The sequence below is a fragment of the Pseudomonas sp. NBRC 111133 genome, assembly GCF_001320605.1.
Classification (GTDB): domain Bacteria; phylum Pseudomonadota; class Gammaproteobacteria; order Pseudomonadales; family Pseudomonadaceae; genus Aquipseudomonas; species Aquipseudomonas monteilii.
The window spans coordinates 19,669-39,400 of record NZ_BCBJ01000117.1 but is presented as its reverse complement, the minus strand read 5'-3'; the positions used below and the strand labels follow the sequence as shown (position 1 = coordinate 39,400).

23 protein-coding genes are annotated in these 19,732 nt (G+C 62.8%); all 23 read right to left on the bottom strand.

What is annotated here, in order from left to right:
- Window positions 1-3 precede the first annotated feature (3 nt).
- Window positions 4-3,540, bottom strand: coding sequence for a phage tail tape measure protein (locus APH36_RS25965; RefSeq protein ID WP_060501149.1), 3,537 nt, complete (start codon window positions 3,538-3,540; stop codon window positions 4-6).
- A 132-nt stretch (window positions 3,541-3,672) separates the two neighbouring features.
- Window positions 3,673-3,969 carry a phage tail assembly protein gene (locus APH36_RS25960; protein WP_060501147.1) on the bottom strand — a complete coding sequence of 99 codons (297 nt, stop codon included), beginning with the start codon at window positions 3,967-3,969 and terminating at the stop codon, window positions 3,673-3,675.
- 44 nt (window positions 3,970-4,013) lie between these two features.
- Entirely contained in the window at window positions 4,014-4,523 is a 510-nt protein-coding gene (locus tag APH36_RS25955) for a phage major tail tube protein (RefSeq protein ID WP_060501145.1), read from the bottom strand.
- A 12-nt stretch (window positions 4,524-4,535) separates the two neighbouring features.
- The gene (locus APH36_RS25950) at window positions 4,536-5,702 is read right to left on the bottom strand and encodes a phage tail sheath family protein (protein ID WP_060501143.1); all 1,167 of its coding nucleotides are present in this window, start codon (window positions 5,700-5,702) and stop codon (window positions 4,536-4,538) included.
- A 101-nt stretch (window positions 5,703-5,803) separates the two neighbouring features.
- Window positions 5,804-6,265 (bottom strand): hypothetical protein, encoded by a 462-nt coding sequence (locus tag APH36_RS25945; RefSeq protein ID WP_060501141.1) that lies wholly within the window; start codon window positions 6,263-6,265, stop codon window positions 5,804-5,806.
- 7 nt (window positions 6,266-6,272) lie between these two features.
- On the bottom strand, window positions 6,273-6,995 hold the full coding sequence (locus tag APH36_RS25940; protein WP_060501138.1) for a hypothetical protein: 723 nt from the start codon (window positions 6,993-6,995) through the stop codon (window positions 6,273-6,275).
- Window positions 6,996-7,001: 6 nt separating this feature from the next.
- Window positions 7,002-7,688, bottom strand: coding sequence for a phage tail protein (locus APH36_RS25935; RefSeq protein ID WP_060501136.1), 687 nt, complete (start codon window positions 7,686-7,688; stop codon window positions 7,002-7,004).
- Window positions 7,685-8,497, bottom strand: coding sequence for a phage tail protein I (locus tag APH36_RS25930; RefSeq protein WP_060501134.1), 813 nt, complete (start codon window positions 8,495-8,497; stop codon window positions 7,685-7,687). The genes APH36_RS25935 and APH36_RS25930 overlap by 4 nt, the downstream gene beginning before the upstream one ends.
- Window positions 8,494-9,474: a baseplate J/gp47 family protein gene (locus APH36_RS25925; protein WP_060501132.1), complete on the bottom strand. Its 981-nt coding sequence runs from the start codon at window positions 9,472-9,474 to the stop codon at window positions 8,494-8,496. The genes APH36_RS25930 and APH36_RS25925 overlap by 4 nt, the downstream gene beginning before the upstream one ends.
- Entirely contained in the window at window positions 9,471-9,797 is a 327-nt protein-coding gene (locus APH36_RS25920; RefSeq protein ID WP_060501130.1) for a GPW/gp25 family protein, read from the bottom strand. Before APH36_RS25920 ends, APH36_RS25925 begins: the two co-directional genes overlap by 4 nt.
- Window positions 9,798-9,799: 2 nt before the next feature.
- Window positions 9,800-10,072: a hypothetical protein gene (locus APH36_RS25915; RefSeq protein WP_060501129.1), complete on the bottom strand. Its 273-nt coding sequence runs from the start codon at window positions 10,070-10,072 to the stop codon at window positions 9,800-9,802.
- A gap of 40 nt (window positions 10,073-10,112) precedes the next feature.
- The gene (locus tag APH36_RS25910) at window positions 10,113-10,715 is read right to left on the bottom strand and encodes a phage baseplate assembly protein V (protein WP_060501127.1); all 603 of its coding nucleotides are present in this window, start codon (window positions 10,713-10,715) and stop codon (window positions 10,113-10,115) included.
- Window positions 10,712-11,242, bottom strand: coding sequence for a hypothetical protein (locus APH36_RS25905; RefSeq protein WP_060501125.1), 531 nt, complete (start codon window positions 11,240-11,242; stop codon window positions 10,712-10,714). The genes APH36_RS25910 and APH36_RS25905 overlap by 4 nt, the downstream gene beginning before the upstream one ends.
- Window positions 11,235-11,897, bottom strand: a complete 663-nt coding sequence (locus tag APH36_RS25900) for a hypothetical protein (RefSeq protein WP_060501122.1) — start codon at window positions 11,895-11,897, stop codon at window positions 11,235-11,237. Before APH36_RS25900 ends, APH36_RS25905 begins: the two co-directional genes overlap by 8 nt.
- Window positions 11,894-12,208 carry a hypothetical protein gene (locus tag APH36_RS25895; RefSeq protein WP_060501120.1) on the bottom strand — a complete coding sequence of 105 codons (315 nt, stop codon included), beginning with the start codon at window positions 12,206-12,208 and terminating at the stop codon, window positions 11,894-11,896. Before APH36_RS25895 ends, APH36_RS25900 begins: the two co-directional genes overlap by 4 nt.
- Before the next feature lie 2 nt (window positions 12,209-12,210).
- On the bottom strand, window positions 12,211-13,206 hold the full coding sequence (locus APH36_RS25890) for a major capsid protein (RefSeq protein WP_060501117.1): 996 nt from the start codon (window positions 13,204-13,206) through the stop codon (window positions 12,211-12,213).
- Between the two features lie 61 nt (window positions 13,207-13,267).
- Window positions 13,268-13,615: a head decoration protein gene (locus tag APH36_RS25885; protein ID WP_024087073.1), complete on the bottom strand. Its 348-nt coding sequence runs from the start codon at window positions 13,613-13,615 to the stop codon at window positions 13,268-13,270.
- 2 nt (window positions 13,616-13,617) lie between these two features.
- Window positions 13,618-14,781 carry a head maturation protease, ClpP-related gene (locus APH36_RS25880; protein ID WP_060501115.1) on the bottom strand — a complete coding sequence of 388 codons (1,164 nt, stop codon included), beginning with the start codon at window positions 14,779-14,781 and terminating at the stop codon, window positions 13,618-13,620.
- Window positions 14,778-16,271 (bottom strand): phage portal protein, encoded by a 1,494-nt coding sequence (locus APH36_RS25875; protein ID WP_060501113.1) that lies wholly within the window; start codon window positions 16,269-16,271, stop codon window positions 14,778-14,780. The genes APH36_RS25880 and APH36_RS25875 overlap by 4 nt, the downstream gene beginning before the upstream one ends.
- The gene (locus APH36_RS25870) at window positions 16,268-16,474 is read right to left on the bottom strand and encodes a phage head-tail joining protein (protein WP_010953942.1); all 207 of its coding nucleotides are present in this window, start codon (window positions 16,472-16,474) and stop codon (window positions 16,268-16,270) included. The genes APH36_RS25875 and APH36_RS25870 overlap by 4 nt, the downstream gene beginning before the upstream one ends.
- Window position 16,475: 1 nt before the next feature.
- Window positions 16,476-18,512: a phage terminase large subunit family protein gene (locus APH36_RS25865; protein WP_060501111.1), complete on the bottom strand. Its 2,037-nt coding sequence runs from the start codon at window positions 18,510-18,512 to the stop codon at window positions 16,476-16,478.
- A 4-nt stretch (window positions 18,513-18,516) separates the two neighbouring features.
- Window positions 18,517-19,068: a hypothetical protein gene (locus APH36_RS25860; RefSeq protein WP_060501109.1), complete on the bottom strand. Its 552-nt coding sequence runs from the start codon at window positions 19,066-19,068 to the stop codon at window positions 18,517-18,519.
- A gap of 150 nt (window positions 19,069-19,218) precedes the next feature.
- The gene (locus APH36_RS25855) at window positions 19,219-19,566 is read right to left on the bottom strand and encodes a phage holin family protein (RefSeq protein WP_029885198.1); all 348 of its coding nucleotides are present in this window, start codon (window positions 19,564-19,566) and stop codon (window positions 19,219-19,221) included.
- Window positions 19,567-19,732 lie beyond the last annotated feature (166 nt).

Below are 19,732 nucleotides of genomic sequence, written 5' to 3'. Positions count from 1 at the left end.
TCCTTAAACGTGGGGTTGATCGAACAACTGCGACGAGGCTGTGCGCGCTGCCACCTCGCGCTGCCAGGCGTCAAACAGCCCGCGCATACCGTTCGCCATTTCGCTCAGCAATTGGTTCGGGTCTTTAACATCGCCGTGGACCGTGAGCGGCATGTTCGGGGCGAAAGTGAATGTGTTGTCCACTTTCGGCGCCGGCGGCGGTTCGGCTGCCTTGGCTGCCGGGGCTACCTCCGGCAGCTTGGGCGCCGGCGGCGCCGCTTTGGCCATCTCCCGCACCACATCACCCAGCCCGGCCGGCGGCAGGGCTTGAGGCTGCGGCCGCACCAGATCGGCACCAGGGAACCGCACCTTGGTGGCCGTCAGCGCCGGCACCAGGAACGGGTCTTTCGATGCAGGGTCGCGCGGGTCATACGACACCTCGGGCTTGGCCGGTACCGGGGCCGGTGCGGCTTCCCGCACAGCAGCCCCCAGTTTGGGCGCAGACGACTCGGGCTCAGCCTGCGGCCGCACCAGTCCAGCACCAGGGAACCGCACCTTGTTGGCGGTCAGCGCCGGCAACAGGAACGGGTCTTTCGACGCTGGGTCGCGCGGGTCATATGACACAGCCGGGTCCACCGGCGCCGGGGCAATCGCCTCTCGTACCGTGTCGCCCAACTTCGGCGGCGACGGTTCGGGTTGCGCCTCGGGCGCTGCAGGCGATTCGGGATCAGCCTTCGGCCGCACCAGATCAGCACCAGGGAACCGCACTTTGCCGGCCGTCAGTGCCGGCACCATGAACGGATCTTTCGACCCCTGATCGCTCGGACTATCCAGCACCGGGGGCGGCGTCGTGGTCGCCCGCACCGTATCGCCCAACTTCGGCGCAGGCGGTTCGGGTTGCGCCTCGGGCGCTGCAGGTGATTCGGGCGCAGCCTTCGGCGGCACCAGATCAGCACCAGGGAACCGCACTTTGCCGGCCGTCAGTGCCGGCACCTGGAATGGGTCTGTCGACGCTTGGTCGCGCGGACCGTCCGACACCAGCGGCTCCACCGGCGCCGGTGCGGGCTTGGTCGTATTGCGCACCGTATCGCCCACTGCAGGCGCTGGATCAGCCTTGGTCGGCGCAGTAGCGGCCTCAGGCTCGACTTCCTTGGCCGGCATCATCGTTACGCGTAACGCTTCACCCAGTGCCGGCGGCGATTCCGGCTCGGCTTGGCCATCGGCCGACTCATCACCAAACCAGCGCTTGCCCAGCCAGCCACCAAAGGACTCGCCCCCCATACCGCCTAGGACGGCGCCGACAGCACCGCCCACTGCGGTACCGATCACAGGCACCACTGAGCCTATCGCGGCCCCGGCTGCAGCTCCGGCAAGGGTGCCCGCCAGACTACCGGCGGCGCCGCCATAACCTTCGGCCTTTTCGTCCTTGGTCTCAGCGTTCAGCGCGACATCGATCGCAGCCGCACCGGCATCGATGATGTTGCCTCCTGGCAGATTCTTGGCCAGACGCGAGACACCCCGCACCGAGCGCGCCACCTTGCCCAGGTCATCGGTGGCGGTCAGGGCCGACAACGCTGCAGTTACCGGCCGAACCTTGGCCACGGCTGCCTTGGGCGGCTTTGGGGCCTCGACGGCAGGTGCAGGACGTACCGCAGTGCCCTGTCGCGCTGCGCGCCGACGCTCCCGGCGACGACTTCTGCGACTACCCCTTGCAGGCCCTCCAGGGCCGCCATTTGCAACGCTACTGCCAATCCCGCCGATAGCATCGGCGTTGACCACGAAAACGCGCTGGGTGTCGTTGGCGGCGGCGCCGGGGTCATCGGCTTGGCCAGGCGCTTTCGAGCCCGCCGAAAACACCTTGCCCAGTAGGCCCAGGCCGGTGTCGACCACCTTGTTACCGGTCTTGGGCAGTTCGATCGGCGCCCGCTCAGCACGCCCCACGCGCCCCGCCATGCCTTCCAGGCCACGGCCGCGCGCGATGTTGAACACCCCCCGACCGATCCGCAGTGCGCTGCGCGCACTCATGAATGCAATTACTGCCGCTGTAATGCCGCCAATACCCATTGCAATCGACGGGAACTGATCCGACAGCGAGGTGATGCCACGGGCGACCTTCGTCAGCCCCTGCGCCGCCATGTCGGTGGCCGGGCGGATGGCATCGCCAATGCTGCGCATTGAATCGTCCACCGCCTGGCCCAGCTCGGCCCACTGCTGCGCCGATGTCTCGCGGCGCTCAGCCAGGTTCTTGTCGAGGATGCCCGAGGCCTTCTTGGAGTCGGCCTTGAGTTCTTCGTACAGGCCCCGGTTCTGCCCGTAGGCAGTGAGCGCGGCCTTGACCTGCATGTCGGCGAAGATATCGCCGGTGCGCAGGGTCTTCTCCAGGGCTTCCAGCGCCGCCTTGGCCTTCTCCGGGTCGACCTCCTTGTCGATCTTGGCCTGGGCGTCCTTGATCTGCTTGGCCTTGGCCGGGTCGGTCTTCTCGACGTAACGCATGGCCAGGGCCATCGACGCCTCAATGACGTTCATGCCCTTCTGCAGGCCGGTATTCAGTGACGCCTGATAATCAATGCCAACATCGCTGTAAGCCTTCTTGATATCGCCGGCGCCAATCTTCTCCATCCAGTTTTTGAAGTTGTTCGCCGCTTCGTCGGAACTGCCGGCGGTCTTCATCTGGACCTGCAGCATGGAACCCAGCGAGGTCACCGCATCCAGCCCGGTGATGCCGTTTTTCTCCATGCCGGCCAGCAGCTGCGGGAACCACTTGGCCATGTCGCTGGCCTCGAAGCTGCCCGCCTGGCCTTGGTAGGCGATAGCCTCCAGCGCCTGCTGCATGACCTTCGGATCGCTGATTTTGGCGTTCTGCTCCAGCGCCTGGATCATCGACGCGGTGTCGACGCCCGAAGCGCCTTGGCCCACCGCGAACTTCGCCGCGACCGGCGCATACGACAGCGCCTTGTCCAGCTCCATGCCGGCGCCGACCAGCTGGTTGACCAGGTCGGCCACGTCATTGCGCGACATGCCCGTGTCTTTGGCCGTGTCGATCACCGTCCGGCTAAGCTGCTGCTCTTCGGGCTTGTTGGCAATGTCGGCCTTGATCGCAATGTCACGGATGACCGCTTGATAGTTCGCGCTGATCATCGTCGGCACAGCGGCCATGCCCGTGGCCACCACCGCCTTGCCGATATTCGACTTGAGCGATTCCTTACCCGATTGCAGCTGCTGGTGGCCCTTCATCTGCAACTCGGCGGCCCGCGCCTCGCGGCCCAGGCGCTGATACTCGCGGCCAAGCCTGCCGACCTCGATACCCTGCTTGCGCAAGGCATCCAGGTTGCTGTCCAGCTTGCGCTGCAGCTTGTCGGCACCGGCTGCGCCACTGTCGTGCGCGCGCTTCCACTCCTCGCGCAGCTTGATGGTTTCGCCAATGGTGCTTTTCAGCACCTTGGCCTTGTTACCTTTGGCTTCCAGCTTCTGGATGCCGTTTTCGGCGGTCTTGAACGCGGCACCGAGTGACGACGCGACGGCGCCGCCGACCACCAGCGATAACGCTACCTTGCTTGCCATCGGCTACCCCCTGTGCAAGCTCAATCGGTAAGCCACCAAACCATGTCGGCATACGACATGGTCATGATTTCAGCGGCCGAGAAATGCAGCTCGGCCGCGAGACGCTTGGCAGCGTGCTTGAGGGTGTCTGGATTACAGTTCGTCTTCTTGCACCAGAAATTTGTAACCAGTGGCGATGCGGTTGTAGTCCTTATAGGCGAGGCCTTCCAGGTCTTTGATGCCGACATCCGCCAGGGAGGCGAACAGGTTCAGCTCGCGCTGCTCATCGTCGCCGTCCGAGGTCTGCCCCGCGCTGCGAATATCCTTCACAGTCGGCGCACGTAGGGTGATGGTGGCCTGATCCACGCCATTGAGGGTGGTGGGCTTGGACAGGCGAACGGTGACGTTTTCAGCGGTCAGGGTCAGGTACTTCGGGGTTGGCTTGCTCATGAAAGAGTGTCCTTGATTCGGAAAGGGTTGCGGGAGGAAAGGTGTTACAGGCCGAGGTCGGCGCGCTGACTGGCCAGCTGGTCGGTGCCGTTGATGACACGCTTCATGCCGACCGGGTCAATCTCGTAGATGACCTCGCCGCCGACTTCGAGCTTGTAGTAGGTGACGGCAATACCGTGCTTGAGCTCGGCCTTGTCGCCGGCCTTCCAGTCGCCCATGTCCAGCTCTTTCAGGGTGCCGCGCAAGGTGACGACGACCGCGAGGGTTTCGCCCTTCTGGATCTTGAACGAGCCCCGGAAAACGCCGTTGAAGGCGTTGCCGTCGGCCAGGCCGAAGAACTTGAGGGAGTCCTTGCGCACACCGGTGGTGGTGAAGTTGGCTTCCATCTTCTCCATGCCCACGTCCATCTCAATCGGCATATCCATACCGCCTGGGCGGTACTCTTCCATTTTGAGAGCGAGCTTGGGCAGGGTCAGGCTGGGCACATCGCCCTGGAAGCTTTTGCCATCCACAAACAGGTTGGTGTTGGCGAGAATTTGGGGAATGAATGCCATGTCGGGGTCTCCTTAGGCGGCAGCGTTGAGCACTTCGGTCAGCCACTGGTTGGTGACATCGAAACGGAAATTGGGGTTTTCGGCCGGCGGCACGTCGGTGAGACGGATGTTCCAATACACCTTGCCCTGCTCCAGCTGGCTGGCCGTGTTGAGCACCGGGTCGGCGTAGACCTCGAAGTTGATGATCGCGCCCTGGTTCTTGAGGTCGCGCATGAACGCCAGTAGCCCCTCCGTCACGTCCTTGACGTAGGTCGCGGTGATCGAGCGGTCGACTGCCCACTTATGCCCGTACATGATCGCGTCCATCACAATGTCGAGCGTGCGAACGCGGGTGACAAAGGCCCACTTGGCATCGCTGGACAGTGTGCGGTTGCCCCACAAGCGGAAGCCGTCGTCGCGAATGATGGTGGCGATTTTGGCGTTGTTCAGCAGGTTGGCCCGACAGGTGTCGTCGCCGTCCAGGAACTCCACCGAGCGGGTGGTGCCAGTGATGCCGACGAATTCCTTGTTGGACGGCGAGGCCCAGAAGCCGTATTCGGTATCGGTCCAGGCAAACAGGCCAGCCGTCCAGGCCGATGCGGGCTGATCAACAGTGGCGTCAGCGGTGGTGTCCCACTGCTGCACGCCGGGGTCGACCATGAAGATGCGCTTAGAACCGAAGTTCTTGGCGTAGAGCATGGCGGCCTCGTCAGTGGTACCGGGACCGTCAACAATGGCAATGGCGCGCAGCTTGGCCGCCAAGGCATCCATGGCAGTGGCCACCGCCTGGGTGGCGCTGTGCTTGGGCGCCACGATCAGCCGCGGCTGGGCGTTGAAGCGGCTTTTACCGTCGAGCAGTGCCTGCAGGCCGGTACGCTTACCGTTGGCCAGCACTCCGCCGATGATCGAGGACGTTTGTGCGGCGGCATCGGTGGCCTTGGCCACGCCACAGCAGACGATCACTGCCTTGGCGCGGGTGTAGATGGCCCGGCAGGCCTTGGTGATGGCCGAGGCCTCACCGAACGCGGCCACCGCCTCGCGCTCGTTGGTGATCAGCACCAGGTCGTTGTACTTGGCCGTGGCACCTGCACCTTCGGTAAAGGTGTCGACCAGGCCAATGATCGAGGAGGACGGCAGCGCGATATTGCGCGCACCGGTGTCAACGAGCGTTACGGTAACGCCGTGAAAGAATCCAGCCATGGGAATGCTCCAGAAAGCACCAGGCCGCGACAGTGCGCGGCCCGGATACAAAAAAAGCCGCAGTGCGGCCTCAGGGGGTGACGTTGTTGCCTGGGAGGGGATCAGGCGGCGGCGTAGGCCTTGGAGACCGCACGAATCGCGTCGATTGCGGTGTCGGCGTAGCTTTCGGCCTCGGCGTGAGTAGTGGCCTTGAGCATGGCCTGCTTGCCTTTGAGACGGGCTGCGCGAATCTCGCACAACGCACCGCGCCAGGCTGCCGACTCGGCCAAGATCAGCTCGGCTGCAGCCTGGGGCGAAACCTCGGACGCGTCGACCACGGCTTGTACGGTCGCCGGCACCAGACCGTCGAAACCGGCCACCATGAACGCCTTGGCGTCGGCTTCGGCCATCTGGTTCTCGACCGCACGCAGCGGGTCACCCAGCACCGACGCGCGCGCCTGGTCAGCCGCCTGCTCGATCTGCTGCGCCGCGACCAGCAGGGCCGCACCAACCGGAAGTGCTTCGAAGTTGTAACCGAGATAGTTGCCGTCGCCAAACAGGATGTTCAGGTTATTTTTTTGCATGATTGCCTCAGAGGGTAGGAACGTTGGTGATGATGTTCGACAGCGATTTGGACTCAGTCCCGGCCGCTACGCTAGGCAAAATCCGGCCGGCCAGAGCAGCAGGGATAGTGGTATTGGTGACCCCCAGGCCGACCACCGAGGATTCGGGGCCAATGAGAAAGCCCCGGAAGGTCCCGCGAAGCTCCAGGCCGCAGTTGAAGAACCGCAGCGACAACATCAGCGGCGCGGTCGAACCACTGGAGAATGTCAGCGCGCAGTAACGATCAACGACTGCAGACGATGCCGGCAGCACCAAGGTGAGGTTGGCAAATTCCAGCGGCGAATGATTGGCCTGCCAGAAGGACCCCATCCGCACCAACCCGTCGGCTGTCGTGAACTCATTCAGAATCAGCTTGCAGGGACTCTCAAGCTCGGAGCGCACCATCAGACGCCGACCTTTCATCATGACGCTGACGTCCAGGGCGTAATCCCGCAGCAGGGTTACATCGAGATTCCCGCCTGATGGTGTCGAATCCACCGCGCGCTGCAGGGTTTTGAACGGGCTTGCGCGAGTACCGAGGTTTTCATCACTTCCGGTTTGAGAGTCGACGTAGAACGTACGACTGATCGCGGGCGCAGCGGCCACAGCAGCCGATACAGCGGCGTTAATGGCCGCCACTTTCCCGTTGAAATAATCAATCAGCTGTTTGCAAGTCGAGGACAGTTCAGCAACTTGAGATTCAAGACTCATAGGGGTCTAAGCTCCGTGAATATGTTTCATGACGATGGTTTGAAGGGAAATGATTGCCGTGGCATTGGCCACTGCTGCGCTCAACAGTCCATCACGCGCCTCGGTATGGGCCTGCTCGGCTAACGACATTCGTTTCAGCAGCTCGCTGATCTGATTGCCTGCAACTTCCTGGCGACGCTCCTGCGTAACGACCTGTTCCTGCTGCAGAACATTGCGCAGCTGCTCGGCGATCAAGGACGTGGCCATGGCGACAATCGGGGCAGCCATGGTCAAATTGAGCCCGGCGGCTGTGCTAACGATGGTCACACTGTCTGCCGGTAGCGCCTCCAGCGACAGGTCGTAAGCCATCAGCAGCTCGGTACCGGCGGCCTTGTAGGTCAGTGGCGTATCGGGACTCGACCACACCGCAAACAAGGTGCCGTCGGCAAAGTAGATGCCGACTTCGCGGACCCAGAAGGCTTTGTCGTCATCACCCAAAGCCGTCAGGTGAATCAGCGAACTGCTTAGCTTTTCTCCGCCGGAGATTGGGTATTTGACGACTTGGGCACGCAGCGCCTTCTGGTCGACAGTAGGTGTGTACCCCTGAGAACCGAGGCCGATGTAGGCGATTTCAGCCTGCACACCGGTGCTCGTTGCGTTCCAGATCGCCGCCAGGCCGGCCTTGGTGATCAGGGGTTTTAAAGCGGTACTCATAGAACAGCCTCCATCGTGACGCGCACGACAGTACGGGCGGTGACCGCATTGGCGGCCAGCAGCCCCGTTTCGTGGTGGATCGGCACGCCCTGCGCCTCGACAGACCATCGGGAGACGCAGCGCGCGTGGGTGGCATTGGCCAGCGATATGGCCTGCTCAGAAGGCGGTAACGGCACCGCCTGGGCTTCGGCAGAATGCCGCTGCAACTGCTGATGCCGGGAAACACTCACCAGCCCCATCGGCTGCTCAAAGAGCGGCAGCGGGATCGGCTGCACGTCTGCCGACCGACGCACCCAGCCTTGCAAGCGGGACGCATTGGCCGCCACCAGGCCGCCGTCGAAACGCGCACCGAGCCGGAAGGTGTAGTGGCTGCGCTCGTTCTTGGTCGCGTCGACCAGGGCGCGCAGGCGCTCCTCCAGTTGCGGTGAAATGATCGAGCCTTCACCCGGCCGGTTATCGTTGGCCCAGGCTGTGACCTGGAACGTGTACGGTGCGGCGTTGGGAATCTCGCGCCACTCCTTGTAATCCGCGTTCACCCGCACGGCCTTGAGCACACGCCGGATTGCGCCGACCGTGCCCTTGGTCTTGTGAACCGGGATCGCCTCGCGGATCAGCGCGCGTCGCTGCTCGTCGGTGTACGCCGCTTCCCAGCCCTCGACCTTCCACGCCCAAGCCAGCCAGGGCAGGAAGTTCGGCGGGCAACGTGCCGAGTCGGCCACGCCCCGGATAACGTCCGGGTCAAGGCCAAGGTCGGCGGCCGCCTCCAGGGCACGCTCCAGCTGGGTGGCGTTGAGCGGTAACAAGCTCATGCCACCACCTTCGCCGTCAGCGTGACCGAGGTGCAGCTGGGGTAATGCCGCTTATCACACACCACCCCGGCCGCTGGCTGCTTCAAGGTCACGCTACGAATCCCCGTTACGTGTAACGCGGCGTAGATGGCCGACAGGGGCAACTGCCCCTGCAGGCGGCGCGCTTCTGCGATAGCAGCATCCAGGCCAGCCCGTGCCGTGCCCTTCACCACGTCCGGGTCTGGCCCTTCTTCAATCTGCAGCTCGGCCTCCACCTTGAACTCAGCCGGCAAACCGGCGGCCACGCGGGGTCGGTCGGTGATCGGCCGTACTTCCTCGGCAGACAAGGCCGCCTTGACCTTCGCGACCAGCTGGGCCACCGGCGTGGTGCTGATGGGGCTGGGCAGGATGGCCACCGACACGTCGCCGGGCAGCGGGTTGGCCAGGCCAGCGTCGTAGTCGCAGACCACGACAATGGCCCCGGGGGGAAGCTGGGCACGCACGGCGGGCGTCAATTCCGCACCGATAAACCGGGGCGAATCGACCGACACATTGGTCAGCTCGGCCGATGCGCTCAGCCCGTGATACTCATAGGCCCCGCTGCTACCGGCCACTGACAGCGCCTCAAGCGACAGCCGCGTGCGGTAGCGCAGCGCTTCGTCGCCTTCCATCACCGCCTCAATCGGCGGCACCGCATCCGGGTCAGCCGGGCGAATGACCAGTTTCTCCACGCCGTAGTCAGCGGCGCGGTTCACCAGGTCGTTACCCTTGGCAAAGGCCAGCAAGCTCGCCTTGGCCGCCGCGTTGACCCGCGCACGCGTGAGCATTTCCCGGTAGGCCATGACTTCCATCAGCTTGACCACCGGGTCGGACTCCAAAGCTGCTGTCCATTGGTCCTCCATGAACTCGCGGAAGATGCCCAGTGTTTCCTGATACAGCTCCTCGAAATCCACGCTCTCCACCACGTCGGGCGGGGGTAGCAGGGAAAGGTCGATCATGCGGTTACCTCCATGACGGCAGTGCTGCCCAGGTATTCGCCGGTCAGCGTCATGCCGATCTGCCCATCAAGCACCGAGGTGACCACCACCCGCTCCAGCCTCAAGCGCGGCTCCCAGCGGCCCAACGAGCGAGCCACCTCGGCCTGCACCGCGCTTTTCCACCCCTCGTTGACCGGCATGTCGACGTAACGCCGCAGCTTGCTGCCGTATTCCGGCCGCATGCGACGGCTGCCGAGTGGCGTCGTCAGAATGTCCTCAATGGATTGGCGCAGGTGATCGAGGCCTGAGATAGCTTCGCCGGTGCGGCGATCCAGGCCGATCATGGTCAGCCGTCCAGGCGCTGCAGCTCAGGGTGGTCAGCCAGGAACGCCACCGCCTCGGCGTCATCGGCCGGTACGCTGACATGCTTGGCCACCACCTTGAATTCGCGCAGGTCCTCGCCCTTGGCCAAGTACAGCGAGCGCGAGGTGTAGACGGTGTCGGCGAAGGTGACTTGCGCCACTTCCTCGGTGACAGCCGGCGCGGATGCCGCAGAGGCTTCGCCAGCGTCCGAGGTGGCCGCCTCGTCGGTTGAAACGGTTCTCGCTTTAGTAGCCATATGGCCCTCCAGATAAGACAAAGCCCGCGAAAGCGGGCTGTCAGTGCTTGTGATTTGCCGTGTTGCCGGCGGTGTCGATGATTTTCCCGCCGCCGTTGATGTCGCCCGTTACGCGTAACGCGCCATTGATCTGCACGTTGCCCTCCAGGGTGATCGACGGCGCCTTGATCGTGGCGGCCTGTGCCTCGGCCGTCAGGGTGGTGGTCTTGGCGCTGATCGTGTCGTCGGTGATAACCGCCTTGCTGCCGCCGACCTCGATGGTGACCGTGCCCATGGGCAAGGTGATGGTGTAGGTGTTGGCTTCCCAGTCGTAGACCAGCGAGCCGCCATCATCGAAACGCCACACCTCGACATGGTCGCGGTTGTCCGGCTGGGGGCCGGCATTGCCGTACAGCCCCGGCACAAACGTGCCCTGGGCAGGGTCACCGCTCGGGCTGATCAGCGCGCCCTGCTCGCCCAAGCTGGGCGACCGCCAATGGCGGGCCTTGCCGGCGGCGAGGGCATGCCACTTCACCCAGGCACTGACCCAGTCGCTGCCGTCCGTCATGCGTAGCCTGCCGGCTATCAGGTCGACGGCGACCACGTAGCCCTTGATCACCTGGTCGGCCATCATCCGGTCATGCTGCGCAGTCACGTATGTCACACCAGATCCTCCGGCGCACCATACTGGTCCTCGTTGCCGGGGCCGGTGTCCGGGTCGAAGGCAAACAGCACCGGGCCGGGCTCTCTGGGCCAAGGCCACTCCTCCTCGCCCAAGTAAATGATCTGCGTCCACTCGACCACCCAAACCGCAAAGCCGTCCAACTCCGGCCTGCTCCAATCGCGCTCGGCCCGCACAAACTCAGCGAACCTCACCGGCAAGCCCCACGACTGCATACGGAGCAGCACAGCCAACTGAGCAGCCACAAATGCAGCAATGTGCAAGCACTTGTCTTCCTCCCCCGGTACAAGCACGCGCGCTTCAAAACGCGCATCGACCGCAGTCTGCCCCGTCCCCGGGTCCTCTTCGGCACTTTCGAATCCTGCCAGTTCGAGCACCACTGCAGGCGGTGGGACGACCTCAATGCCGCTCGGCATAGTCCCGACATACTGCAGGCCTGGAATGGCTTCCCTGATGTGCCGTTCCATGGCCGCGTACACCTGGCCTAGTGGAATGAAATCCTCATCCATTGCCTGACCTCCGAAGGTACTTCTGTAATTCAAAGTTCAGCTCTTGCTCCATGACGACTACCAGGCGTTCGTGCGCGCGACTGGTCCAAGCCTCGAAGTGAGGCCGGACGTCCTCCAGGGAGATCTTCGCCTTGGCCAACGGGAAGCGGCTGTCGTTCTCCGAGATCCAACCAGAACGTCGTCCACCGCCCCCTGATACCTCGCTATCCGGGTAGCTGTCCGCGTCGAAGTACTTGCTTGCAGTACGGATCCAGATATCCGGATTGCCGCCGTACACGGTCTTGAAGAACGCGCCTTGGTACTTGCGGCCCGCCACCGAAACGCCAGTCCGGCTCTGCCGGGGCCTACCCGCTCGACTGGCTTCGATGGGGTTGATGCCGAACCAGAGTTTGCCCTGACCGCTCCCGGACACCGGGAACGCCCTTAACCGCTGCCTCACCGCCGCGATAGCGATCCGCTCCTGGCGGCCTACCTCCCGAGCGACGTGCGTTCGAAGCCAACGCAACGTCTTGTTGATTGCCCGTCGTTGCGCGGCATGGGCCGCTTTGGGGACCAGTCTGGTGAATTCCTGAAAGCCCTTGAGCGCCTGCGGGTCCAGTTGCAACGAGATCAACCCGCTGCTGGCTGACTGCTTGTGATAGCTACCAACACTCATACCGCCTTCCTCAAGATCAGCGTCACAAGGCCATCGCCTCCAGGCTCGCTGCCGGCGATGGTGTAGATGCCACCACCGTCCTCTGGCGGCAGATCAATCACGACGCGTTGCTTCACCTCGACACCCGCGTTATCACCGACCCGGATTACCAGGTGCGGCTCACGCAGCGCGGTTCTGATCTGGCCGAGCTTGGGCTGCAGCCAAGGCGCCGAGAACATCCCAAGAACGGGGCGGCCTTCGATTTCCACCGGATCCGCTAGGACGTCGAAAACCACCTCGTCCACATCATCGATCAGATCGCGGAAAGCCATCGTCAACGCTTCAGGCGGATGATGGCGCGAGGGCGAGTAACCAGGTGCAGCGGGTTCGACTGTGCCTCACCGTCTACACCCTTCTTGAAAGGCATCATTTCCAGTTGGCTGTAGTAAGGCAGCCCCTCGGTATTGACCGTATCCATGTAGTCAGCCGGCGCGAACCGGGTGATGCACAGGCCGGGAACACCCTCCGGCACCAGGCGGGCCTCGTCATCCGGCACGAAGGAAACACCGCTCACCTTGCCGCGATAGCGTTCCCAGGTGATGCCGCCGAACTCGAATGCTTCGCGACCATCGGCACGCAGCGCAGCGGCGTATTGCGTACCTTCGTAGGTCTTCTTAACGCTCTGATGCGAGATCAGCGCCCGCCAGAAGTTCTTGCCGCAGAACGCTCGGGCACCGTTGCTGGTAGTCGCCCCCAGCGCCTCCTCCTGTGCATCCAGTGCGTCAACACACTTCACCCGAACATCGGTACCTGCGGTACCCAGCTCCATCTCGATCTCGATTGGCTGGAGTCCGAAACGATCATAGATATTGAGCAGCACGGTGCTACCGTCCGCATCCAGAACCACGCCGTTCAGAGCGCCCATACGGTGAAACTCATGCGTAGCGTCCAACTGGCGACGAGCCTTCGCCAGACGCTTGTTGACGACGTCCTGCACTGCCTGCAGTTCGGTTTGCTCACCGAAAGCACGAATGCCTTGGATCTCATCCGCCTTGATGGCGAAACGCTCGGGGAGATGCACAGTGTTGAAGGGGAGCAAGATTCGCTTACTGCCGTTGACCGCCAGCCCCGAGGTACCGCGCTCACCGGATGGCACCAATGCCAAGGTCTCGCCGTCTTTCTCGACTTGGACAGTCAACGTAGTGACGCCCTCCTCCTCGAACAGCCCCAGCTCGGCCAAGCGGCCGGGTACGAATGGTTGCTCGTTGATGGCAGCGGTGAGCGCTGGAACGGTGAATGCGTTGTCTTCAAAAATATCGATGTCGGCCATGAGCCACTCCAAAAATGCGAAACCCCGCACAAGGCGGGGTTGGGGTGAAAGGGGGTCGTTATTAGCGAACGATGATGAACTGGGCCGCCAGGGCCTTCTCCCCGTCAGGATCGAGGCCAGTCAGCAATGCTTCGCTCACTTCCGCCAGGCGTACGACAGCACGCCCACGGCGCACCACATCCGAGGACGCGACAGAAGCAAACAGGATGCACTTGGCCGTTTCGCTGCCGTCCTCGGCTTCAGGGCTGTACGGGGTGAACTGCCCGCTCGCTGTGAGCTGCCCGAGCACCTGGCCAGCCACCAGGGCATCGCCAGGGGCCAACTCGATCACTTCGCGGGAGATCTTGCCTGCGCCCTCGGACAGCAGGAATTCACCGGCATGGACCGGTTCTACATAGGTTTTGCTCATGTTCAGGCTCCTAGGCCGGGACGGGATTGTGTGGCCTGCCGACGGGCAGCCCAGATGCTGCTGGGGTTGGGTGCTTTCGCCTGGACCTTCTCAGGCAGGTCATCAGCTGGCGGCAGGCTGTTGTCGATCTCGAACCCCTTGCCGCCACCGACCAATTTGTCGAACAACCGCGCACGAACGGCCGTTGCGTCTAAGCCGGCCTGGACGAATTCAGCGGTCATCTCTGGCAAGCGGGCTGCAACGCAGAGGTCCCGTACCGACTTGGCGCGGGTCAGTGCTGCCTGCACAGTGGCTTCGTCTGCGAGCTTGGTCGATGCAATCAGCGGCTCGACCAGGTTGCTGATCCCGGCCTTGCTGCAGGCCTGGGTGATCATCAAGGCCAAGGCTGCTGAGTCGCTTGCGTTCGGCGCCGGGGGAGCAGGCTCGCTTTCGGGTGCGGGATCAGCCGGCTCGGTCACCACATCCTTACTGGCCTTGAGCTGATCCAACAGCGCTTGCGGGGTGTTGCGGTAACGCGCCATCGCCGCGCCATGCCCAAGGCAAGCCTGAACTTTGACACCATTCCCGACCTCATCGGCCAGCCCCAGCGCGACGGCCTCCGAGGCCGTGAGCCAGGTTTCGTCATTGACCAAACGTCGCAGCTCTCCGTCATTAATGTTCGGAGCCTTGGCCTTGTAAGCTGCGATCATTGCCTCGAAGGCCTGATCGAGCACGTCAGCCACCCGACGAAGATCCTCGGCATCACCGCCAACCCAGGTGTAAGGGTTGTGGATCATCAGCATGGCATTCGATGCCATGACCACTCGGTGAGCGCCGCAGACTGCCACACTGCCTGCACTCGCGGCCAAGGCATCGACTCGGCCAGTGCAACGCTCACCCAAGCGGTTGAGCGCGTTGTGGATGGCAAGGCCCTCGAACAGGTCGCCGCCGTTGGTGTTGAAGGCCACTACAATCGGCGAGGTGCCATCGTCAATCGCCTTGAGGTCCTGGATGAACTGGTTGGCAGTGATGCCCCAGGCACCAATCTCGCCGTAGACATAGACCTCGATGACCTTCGAGTCGGCATCACCCTCAGTCGCTGCGGTGATCGAATACCAATGCCCATCCTCGACCTGCGGGAGGGCCTTGGCCTTATTGAAGATGCGAAACGGCATCAACGGTTTCATGTTTTCCCCTTGTCATCGGAATCATCCGACTCGTCATCGATTGCCGACAAGCCGTTGTATTTGAGGCCCAGGCCATGCGCCCGAGCGATGTCGGCGGCGTTCTCTTCGTCCACGATCTCAGCATCGGTACCCGAGCGCAGGCACATCTCGCTGCGAGAGGTGAGCCCTGCCGCAACTTCGAGCATGCGCGCCTGCACGTCCTGAACTGGCTGGATGTAGGCCCAGCCCTGTGGCACCCACCGTGTCCGCAGGTACTGGCGGCGGTTCAGGGTGTAGTCCACCAGGTCCAGTGCCCCGGCCAGCACCGCCATGTCCATCCAGGCCGCTCGCACCGGGCGACACAGCTGGTGGACGTAGACCGAGAACTGCAGCTGCTCCAGGCGGCGGCGAAACTCGTTCAGCACCACCCGGATGACACGGTCGTTAACGCCGCGCATATCGCCGGTCATCAGCTCGTAAGGCAGACCCGCGCCGGCGGAGGCAGCCATCAGTTGCTGCCGCATAAAGTCGGGGTAGTTGTTGCCGCCGTCGGGCGGGTCGGAGAACTCGACCTGCTCGCCCGGCCCCAGCTCCTGCATCGTGCCGGGCTCCAGTGCCACCATTGGAGTGAAGGCATCACGGTCATGAACAACCGCTCCGCCGGTGATCATGTCCATTGGCGGGCCACCCAGCCCATCCGGCGCCGGTTTGCGAACAAAGCCGGCGAACAAGTTGGCCACCTCCTGCCGGAAGAGCACCGCGTCGTCGTAGTTGTCCAGGCTGCGCAGGCGCTTGAGGATCGGCGCCAGCCGGGGGACACCCCGCAATTGGCCAGGCTCCAACGGCTCGAAGATGTGCAGCATCTGATCGGCCGGGACACGCACAAGCGGGTTGTAACCGGCGTTGAGCGAAGCCTTGTCGCTGGGGTGGTTGCGGTAGCACCAGTAAGCCACCCTGCGGCCAATACCATTGAACTCGATACCGGCACGGATGGTGTTGCCGGTGCGCGTCACCTCGAATTTGTCGTGTGGCACAAACTCCGGCGCGAGACATTGGACCTGCAGCGGGACCGCCAAGCCATCCTCCAGCCGGCGTGGCCGCAAGCGCACGAAACATTCGCCAGACTGCTCAACAGTGCGCGCCACCAGGGCCTGCTGCCCGTAGAAGTCGGTGCGCTCGTCGGCGTCCGACTCGTCCACCCAGTCCTCCCACAGCTCCTGCATGGCTTTGCGCAGGGCCTTGTCGAGCAACCGTGGCTGCGGCGTGATACCGGTGCCGATCAGATTGCTGACCCGTTTATCAATGACGTTGGCCGCATACGGATCATTGCGCACCGCAGCCCGCGAACGTGACCGCAGATTGCGAAGGGCCGGCATGATCAGGCTGTTAGGGCCAGTATCCGGGGCGTCCCAACCAGAGGAGCGCCGCCCCTCGGCAGCGCCTTCATAGCTGGCCTTGATCCGCTCGGGCACCAGAAGTCCCGAACGCGTGGAGATGTAGCGGCCGCTCACAACCCCTTACCCCCATGGTAAAGCCGAACCACGCGGGAGCGCGGGCCGGCGGACTGGGACAGTTCGGTGCGGATCAGATCGCGGGCCTTGATCAGCTCGTCTACCGTCCGATACTCCACGGTGCGGTCGCTGTAACGAACTACCCGTTCGCCACGCGCAATCGCGCGCTCGACGGCCGCAAGGTGTGCCTGGGTATATGCCATGTCAGCGTCTCTTCAGATAGCCGCTGCTGGAGCTGCGGCGTTGCATTGGTTGAGGTGCCGGACGAGGCGGCGGTGGAGTGGATCGTGGAGCGGGCCGAGCTGGTGGCGATGTCGCTGAAACTGGAGCGTCGTCGGGCTCATCGTCGTCATCGTGTTGGTGCTCAATGACTGGTGGCTTTGCAGGTGACGGCTCATCAAACAGACTCGCCTGGGCCAGCGCCTGGCGCAGCTTGTCCCAGTCTTGCTCGCCGTAGCGATGCAACCCGAGGTAATAGGCCATGGCCAAGTTGTACACCTGAAGGTCCAGCGCTTCGTTGCGGTCGGCCTTGCCCTTGACCCACTCGATTCGCTTGTACCCTTTCACATAGCGGGCGATCTTTCGTTCCGCCACGCACTGCTGGAAGAACTCGTCGGGAAGGTCCTTTGCGAAGTGCACCGCGCCGGGACCCGACTCGAAGCCGTAGCGGTTGTAGATCCAGTCCTTGGCGGTGTCGGTACCAATCATCCACAGCTCGGCGCCGTTGCGTTCGGTCTGGCCCTTCCAGGTGACATCCACCAGCGAGGGCCGCTGGGCGATTACCGGCTTGCCCGGTTTGCTCGCCCCTTTGAGGGCAAAGACGTTGCGCCAGCGGCGCACACGGCAGAACTGATACACCTCATGAGTGTGATGACCACCGGAGTCAATGCCCGTGGCCAGAATGCCCAGGGCAACACCACAAGGATGGCGGTATCGAGCTTTCAGCAGCTCATCGAGCAAATCCCATGTCCGTTGGTCTGCTGGGTCACCAGGTATCACCCGGAAGTCAACAACCCAGCGTTCCATCCCGACGCCCCAGCCGATGACCATCACCTCCAGGCGATTGGCCTGGACGTCGACTGAGCAGGTCAACACCAGAACGCCAACGGTGAGGGTGCCGAGTACATAGTTTTCTTGCAGCGCTCGCGCCTGAAGAACCTCGGCCTTGGTCTGCTCGACCGCACTGTCCCATACCTTAGCTAAGCGGGTGTTGTAGAAAACCTGCATGGGCTCAAGGTCGCCTCGGTCCTGGGCACGTTTGGCCTTCTCGAATTGCTTGGCCAGATCAGCCCATGAGGTCCAACCAAGCGGGGCATACAGAGCGTTGAGGTGGAAACCAACCGTTTCCCCATCGCCCTGGGCGTGCGAACGCCATTCCCCTTTGGTGAGCATTTCACCCTTGTGGTGCTCCTCGATCAGCACATCGCAATCGGGTGAGGAGCACTTGTAGTGGACGGTCTGGAAATCAGCGGAGTACAGAAGGCGCTCCCACTCCAGTACCTGCATATGACCGCAGGTTGGACAGGGCACGTAGTAATACCGCTGGTCGCTGGTCTCGAACAGATCGGCGATGCGTGAGGCCCCCTTGATGGTCGGCGAGCTGGAGAAATAGAACTTTGCATTGCGGCCAAAGGTGCTGCCCCGTGTTTCAGCCAGATCGATAGGGTCACCCTCTTCATCGACGTCAATGTCCCAGCGGTCAATCTCATCGCCGTAGATAAATCGCGCAGCCAGCTCTGCCAGGTTGGAGGCCGAGCCAGCTGTGGTCGCGTAAAGCGTGCCACCCTCGAACTCCTTGGTATCCATGGTGTTGCGTGCATCCCGTGACCGAGAGGCAGCAACACGTGCTCTCAGCTCGGGGGTCGCGGCGATGGTCTTACCGATCCTCGCTGACACCCGCTTGGCCAGAGCCAGACTCGGCAGCAAGGTCAGGATGTTGGACGGCGACATGTGGATCAGCGCGCCTATCCAGTTCAGGGCGATCTGCGTTTTCATGAGCTGCGAGGCGACCATGGTGATGACGCGCTTGCAGGGGTGCGCTGGTGAGAGGCAGCGCATGGGTTCACGGGCATACGGTGTCCGCGCCGTGCGGTATTTGCCGGGCTCGGCGGCCCCGGTATCACGCGGAATGCGCATGTACTCGTCGGACCACTCGTCGACCCAAAGTTCGGGGTCTGGTTTAAGCCCTCGCGCATACGCAAGATGGTGGACCGCCGCCCCATCTGCATATGGAAATTGCATGGGTTTAGCTCTGTGAGTGAATGGCTTGCTCAAATTCAGCAGCAGTCATAGATGCAGCGTCATCAAGAACACGCCGCAACGCAGTGGCCAGCATCCGTTCAATCTGCCAGGGATCAGATATCGCGGAGAGCTCTGGAGCTAACTGAGCAGGAAGTGAGAGAACCTGGTCGCGAATCATTCGGCCAGCGGCGAAAGCAGCTTTATCAACAACTTCGACTTCTACCAACGTGCCGTTGGTCTTACGGAGATTGGTTTCCGTTAGCTCTGCTTGCGCCAATGCCAACCGGGCTTTCGCCTGCTGGTATCCGGGCGAAACTACTGGCGGAGGTGCAGATGTCAGCTGTTGGGGTGGTTGCGGGGCTGCAACCGGGATAACTTGGGGATTCGTGTTGCGCCGCCCTGGGTCGCTGGTCATCGCTAGGTACTGCTCACTTGCGTCTACGTCGACCAAACCGGCCTCCGTCAGAATCAGGCGCCCCTGCTGGACCAACTTACCAACGTACTGTCGTGACCATTTCTTGCTTTTTGCGTACTCGGTTCGAGTGAGATACGTCATGTAAACCTCTGTCAACCAAGGGCTGTCAACCTGTCAACCACTGTCAACCAACGTGGAAAAGCCAGCCGCTAACGAAGAGCCGCGGGTTTCCTGCCCCGTACCCCGGCCATACCGCCAGGGTCCCCCGCCCCACCAGGGCTGCCGGTCGGATCACTGACCAGGTTCGCCGTTCCGGGGCGGCACTTCGCAGACGCCCAGGCGCTTGGCCACCCAACGCTTGTACAAGCCGATGGCAACATCCGCACCAGCTGTGGCCGTGAGGCAACCGATGGCGCTGGCCGACCACATCGACATGCCCGCCGAGTACAGCAGCATGATGGTCGACAGTCCGCATACGACGCAGGCACCGGAGCGCAGCAGCACCTGGCGGAAAATGAACCAGCCGCTAACGCCGGCCATGTCGGCCCGCCACATCTCGCCTGACACCCCGCCGACCAGGGACAGGAAGATCACCAACCAGATTGGCATCTCAACTAACGCTTGCTGCTCGCTGTTCATCGAACCCCCCAAATGCAAAAACCCCGGCGCCAGGGCCGGGGTTTTCAGTGTTTGGCGGGCCGCTTTGTGCGCCCGCACGTCTCGAAGATGGGTACTTTTTACAGGTCGATTCCGGTGGCAGCAAGCGAGTTTTAATGCCACCCGGCAATAAGTGGTAAACGTCCGG

Bases quoted from the DNA above. Each gene is read 5' to 3' on its own strand.
- APH36_RS25915 (WP_060501129.1), bottom strand. From the start codon at position 10,072: ATGGCTACTAAAGCGAGAACCGTTTCAACCGACGAGGCGGCCACCTCG.
- APH36_RS25930 (WP_060501134.1), bottom strand. From the start codon at position 8,497: ATGAGCTTGTTACCGCTCAACGCCACCCAGCTGGAGCGTGCCCTGGAG.
- APH36_RS25950 (WP_060501143.1), bottom strand. From the start codon at position 5,702: ATGGCTGGATTCTTTCACGGCGTTACCGTAACGCTCGTTGACACCGGT.
- APH36_RS25900 (WP_060501122.1), bottom strand. From the start codon at position 11,897: ATGAGTGTTGGTAGCTATCACAAGCAGTCAGCCAGCAGCGGGTTGATC.
- APH36_RS25955 (WP_060501145.1), bottom strand. From the start codon at position 4,523: ATGGCATTCATTCCCCAAATTCTCGCCAACACCAACCTGTTTGTGGAT.
- APH36_RS25865 (WP_060501111.1), bottom strand. From the start codon at position 18,512: ATGCAATTTCCATATGCAGATGGGGCGGCGGTCCACCATCTTGCGTAT.
- APH36_RS25925 (WP_060501132.1), bottom strand. From the start codon at position 9,474: ATGATCGACCTTTCCCTGCTACCCCCGCCCGACGTGGTGGAGAGCGTG.
- APH36_RS25885 (WP_024087073.1), bottom strand. From the start codon at position 13,615: ATGAGCAAAACCTATGTAGAACCGGTCCATGCCGGTGAATTCCTGCTG.
- APH36_RS25895 (WP_060501120.1), bottom strand. From the start codon at position 12,208: ATGGCTTTCCGCGATCTGATCGATGATGTGGACGAGGTGGTTTTCGAC.
- APH36_RS25920 (WP_060501130.1), bottom strand. From the start codon at position 9,797: ATGATCGGCCTGGATCGCCGCACCGGCGAAGCTATCTCAGGCCTCGAT.
- APH36_RS25945 (WP_060501141.1), bottom strand. From the start codon at position 6,265: ATGCAAAAAAATAACCTGAACATCCTGTTTGGCGACGGCAACTATCTC.
- APH36_RS25855 (WP_029885198.1), bottom strand. From the start codon at position 19,566: ATGAACAGCGAGCAGCAAGCGTTAGTTGAGATGCCAATCTGGTTGGTG.
- APH36_RS25880 (WP_060501115.1), bottom strand. From the start codon at position 14,781: ATGAAACCGTTGATGCCGTTTCGCATCTTCAATAAGGCCAAGGCCCTC.
- APH36_RS25940 (WP_060501138.1), bottom strand. From the start codon at position 6,995: ATGAGTCTTGAATCTCAAGTTGCTGAACTGTCCTCGACTTGCAAACAG.
- APH36_RS25935 (WP_060501136.1), bottom strand. From the start codon at position 7,688: ATGAGTACCGCTTTAAAACCCCTGATCACCAAGGCCGGCCTGGCGGCG.
- APH36_RS25960 (WP_060501147.1), bottom strand. From the start codon at position 3,969: ATGAGCAAGCCAACCCCGAAGTACCTGACCCTGACCGCTGAAAACGTC.
- APH36_RS25905 (WP_060501125.1), bottom strand. From the start codon at position 11,242: ATGGATGAGGATTTCATTCCACTAGGCCAGGTGTACGCGGCCATGGAA.
- APH36_RS25890 (WP_060501117.1), bottom strand. From the start codon at position 13,206: ATGGCCGACATCGATATTTTTGAAGACAACGCATTCACCGTTCCAGCG.
- APH36_RS25965 (WP_060501149.1), bottom strand. From the start codon at position 3,540: ATGGCAAGCAAGGTAGCGTTATCGCTGGTGGTCGGCGGCGCCGTCGCG.
- APH36_RS25870 (WP_010953942.1), bottom strand. From the start codon at position 16,474: ATGGCATATACCCAGGCACACCTTGCGGCCGTCGAGCGCGCGATTGCG.
- APH36_RS25860 (WP_060501109.1), bottom strand. From the start codon at position 19,068: ATGACGTATCTCACTCGAACCGAGTACGCAAAAAGCAAGAAATGGTCA.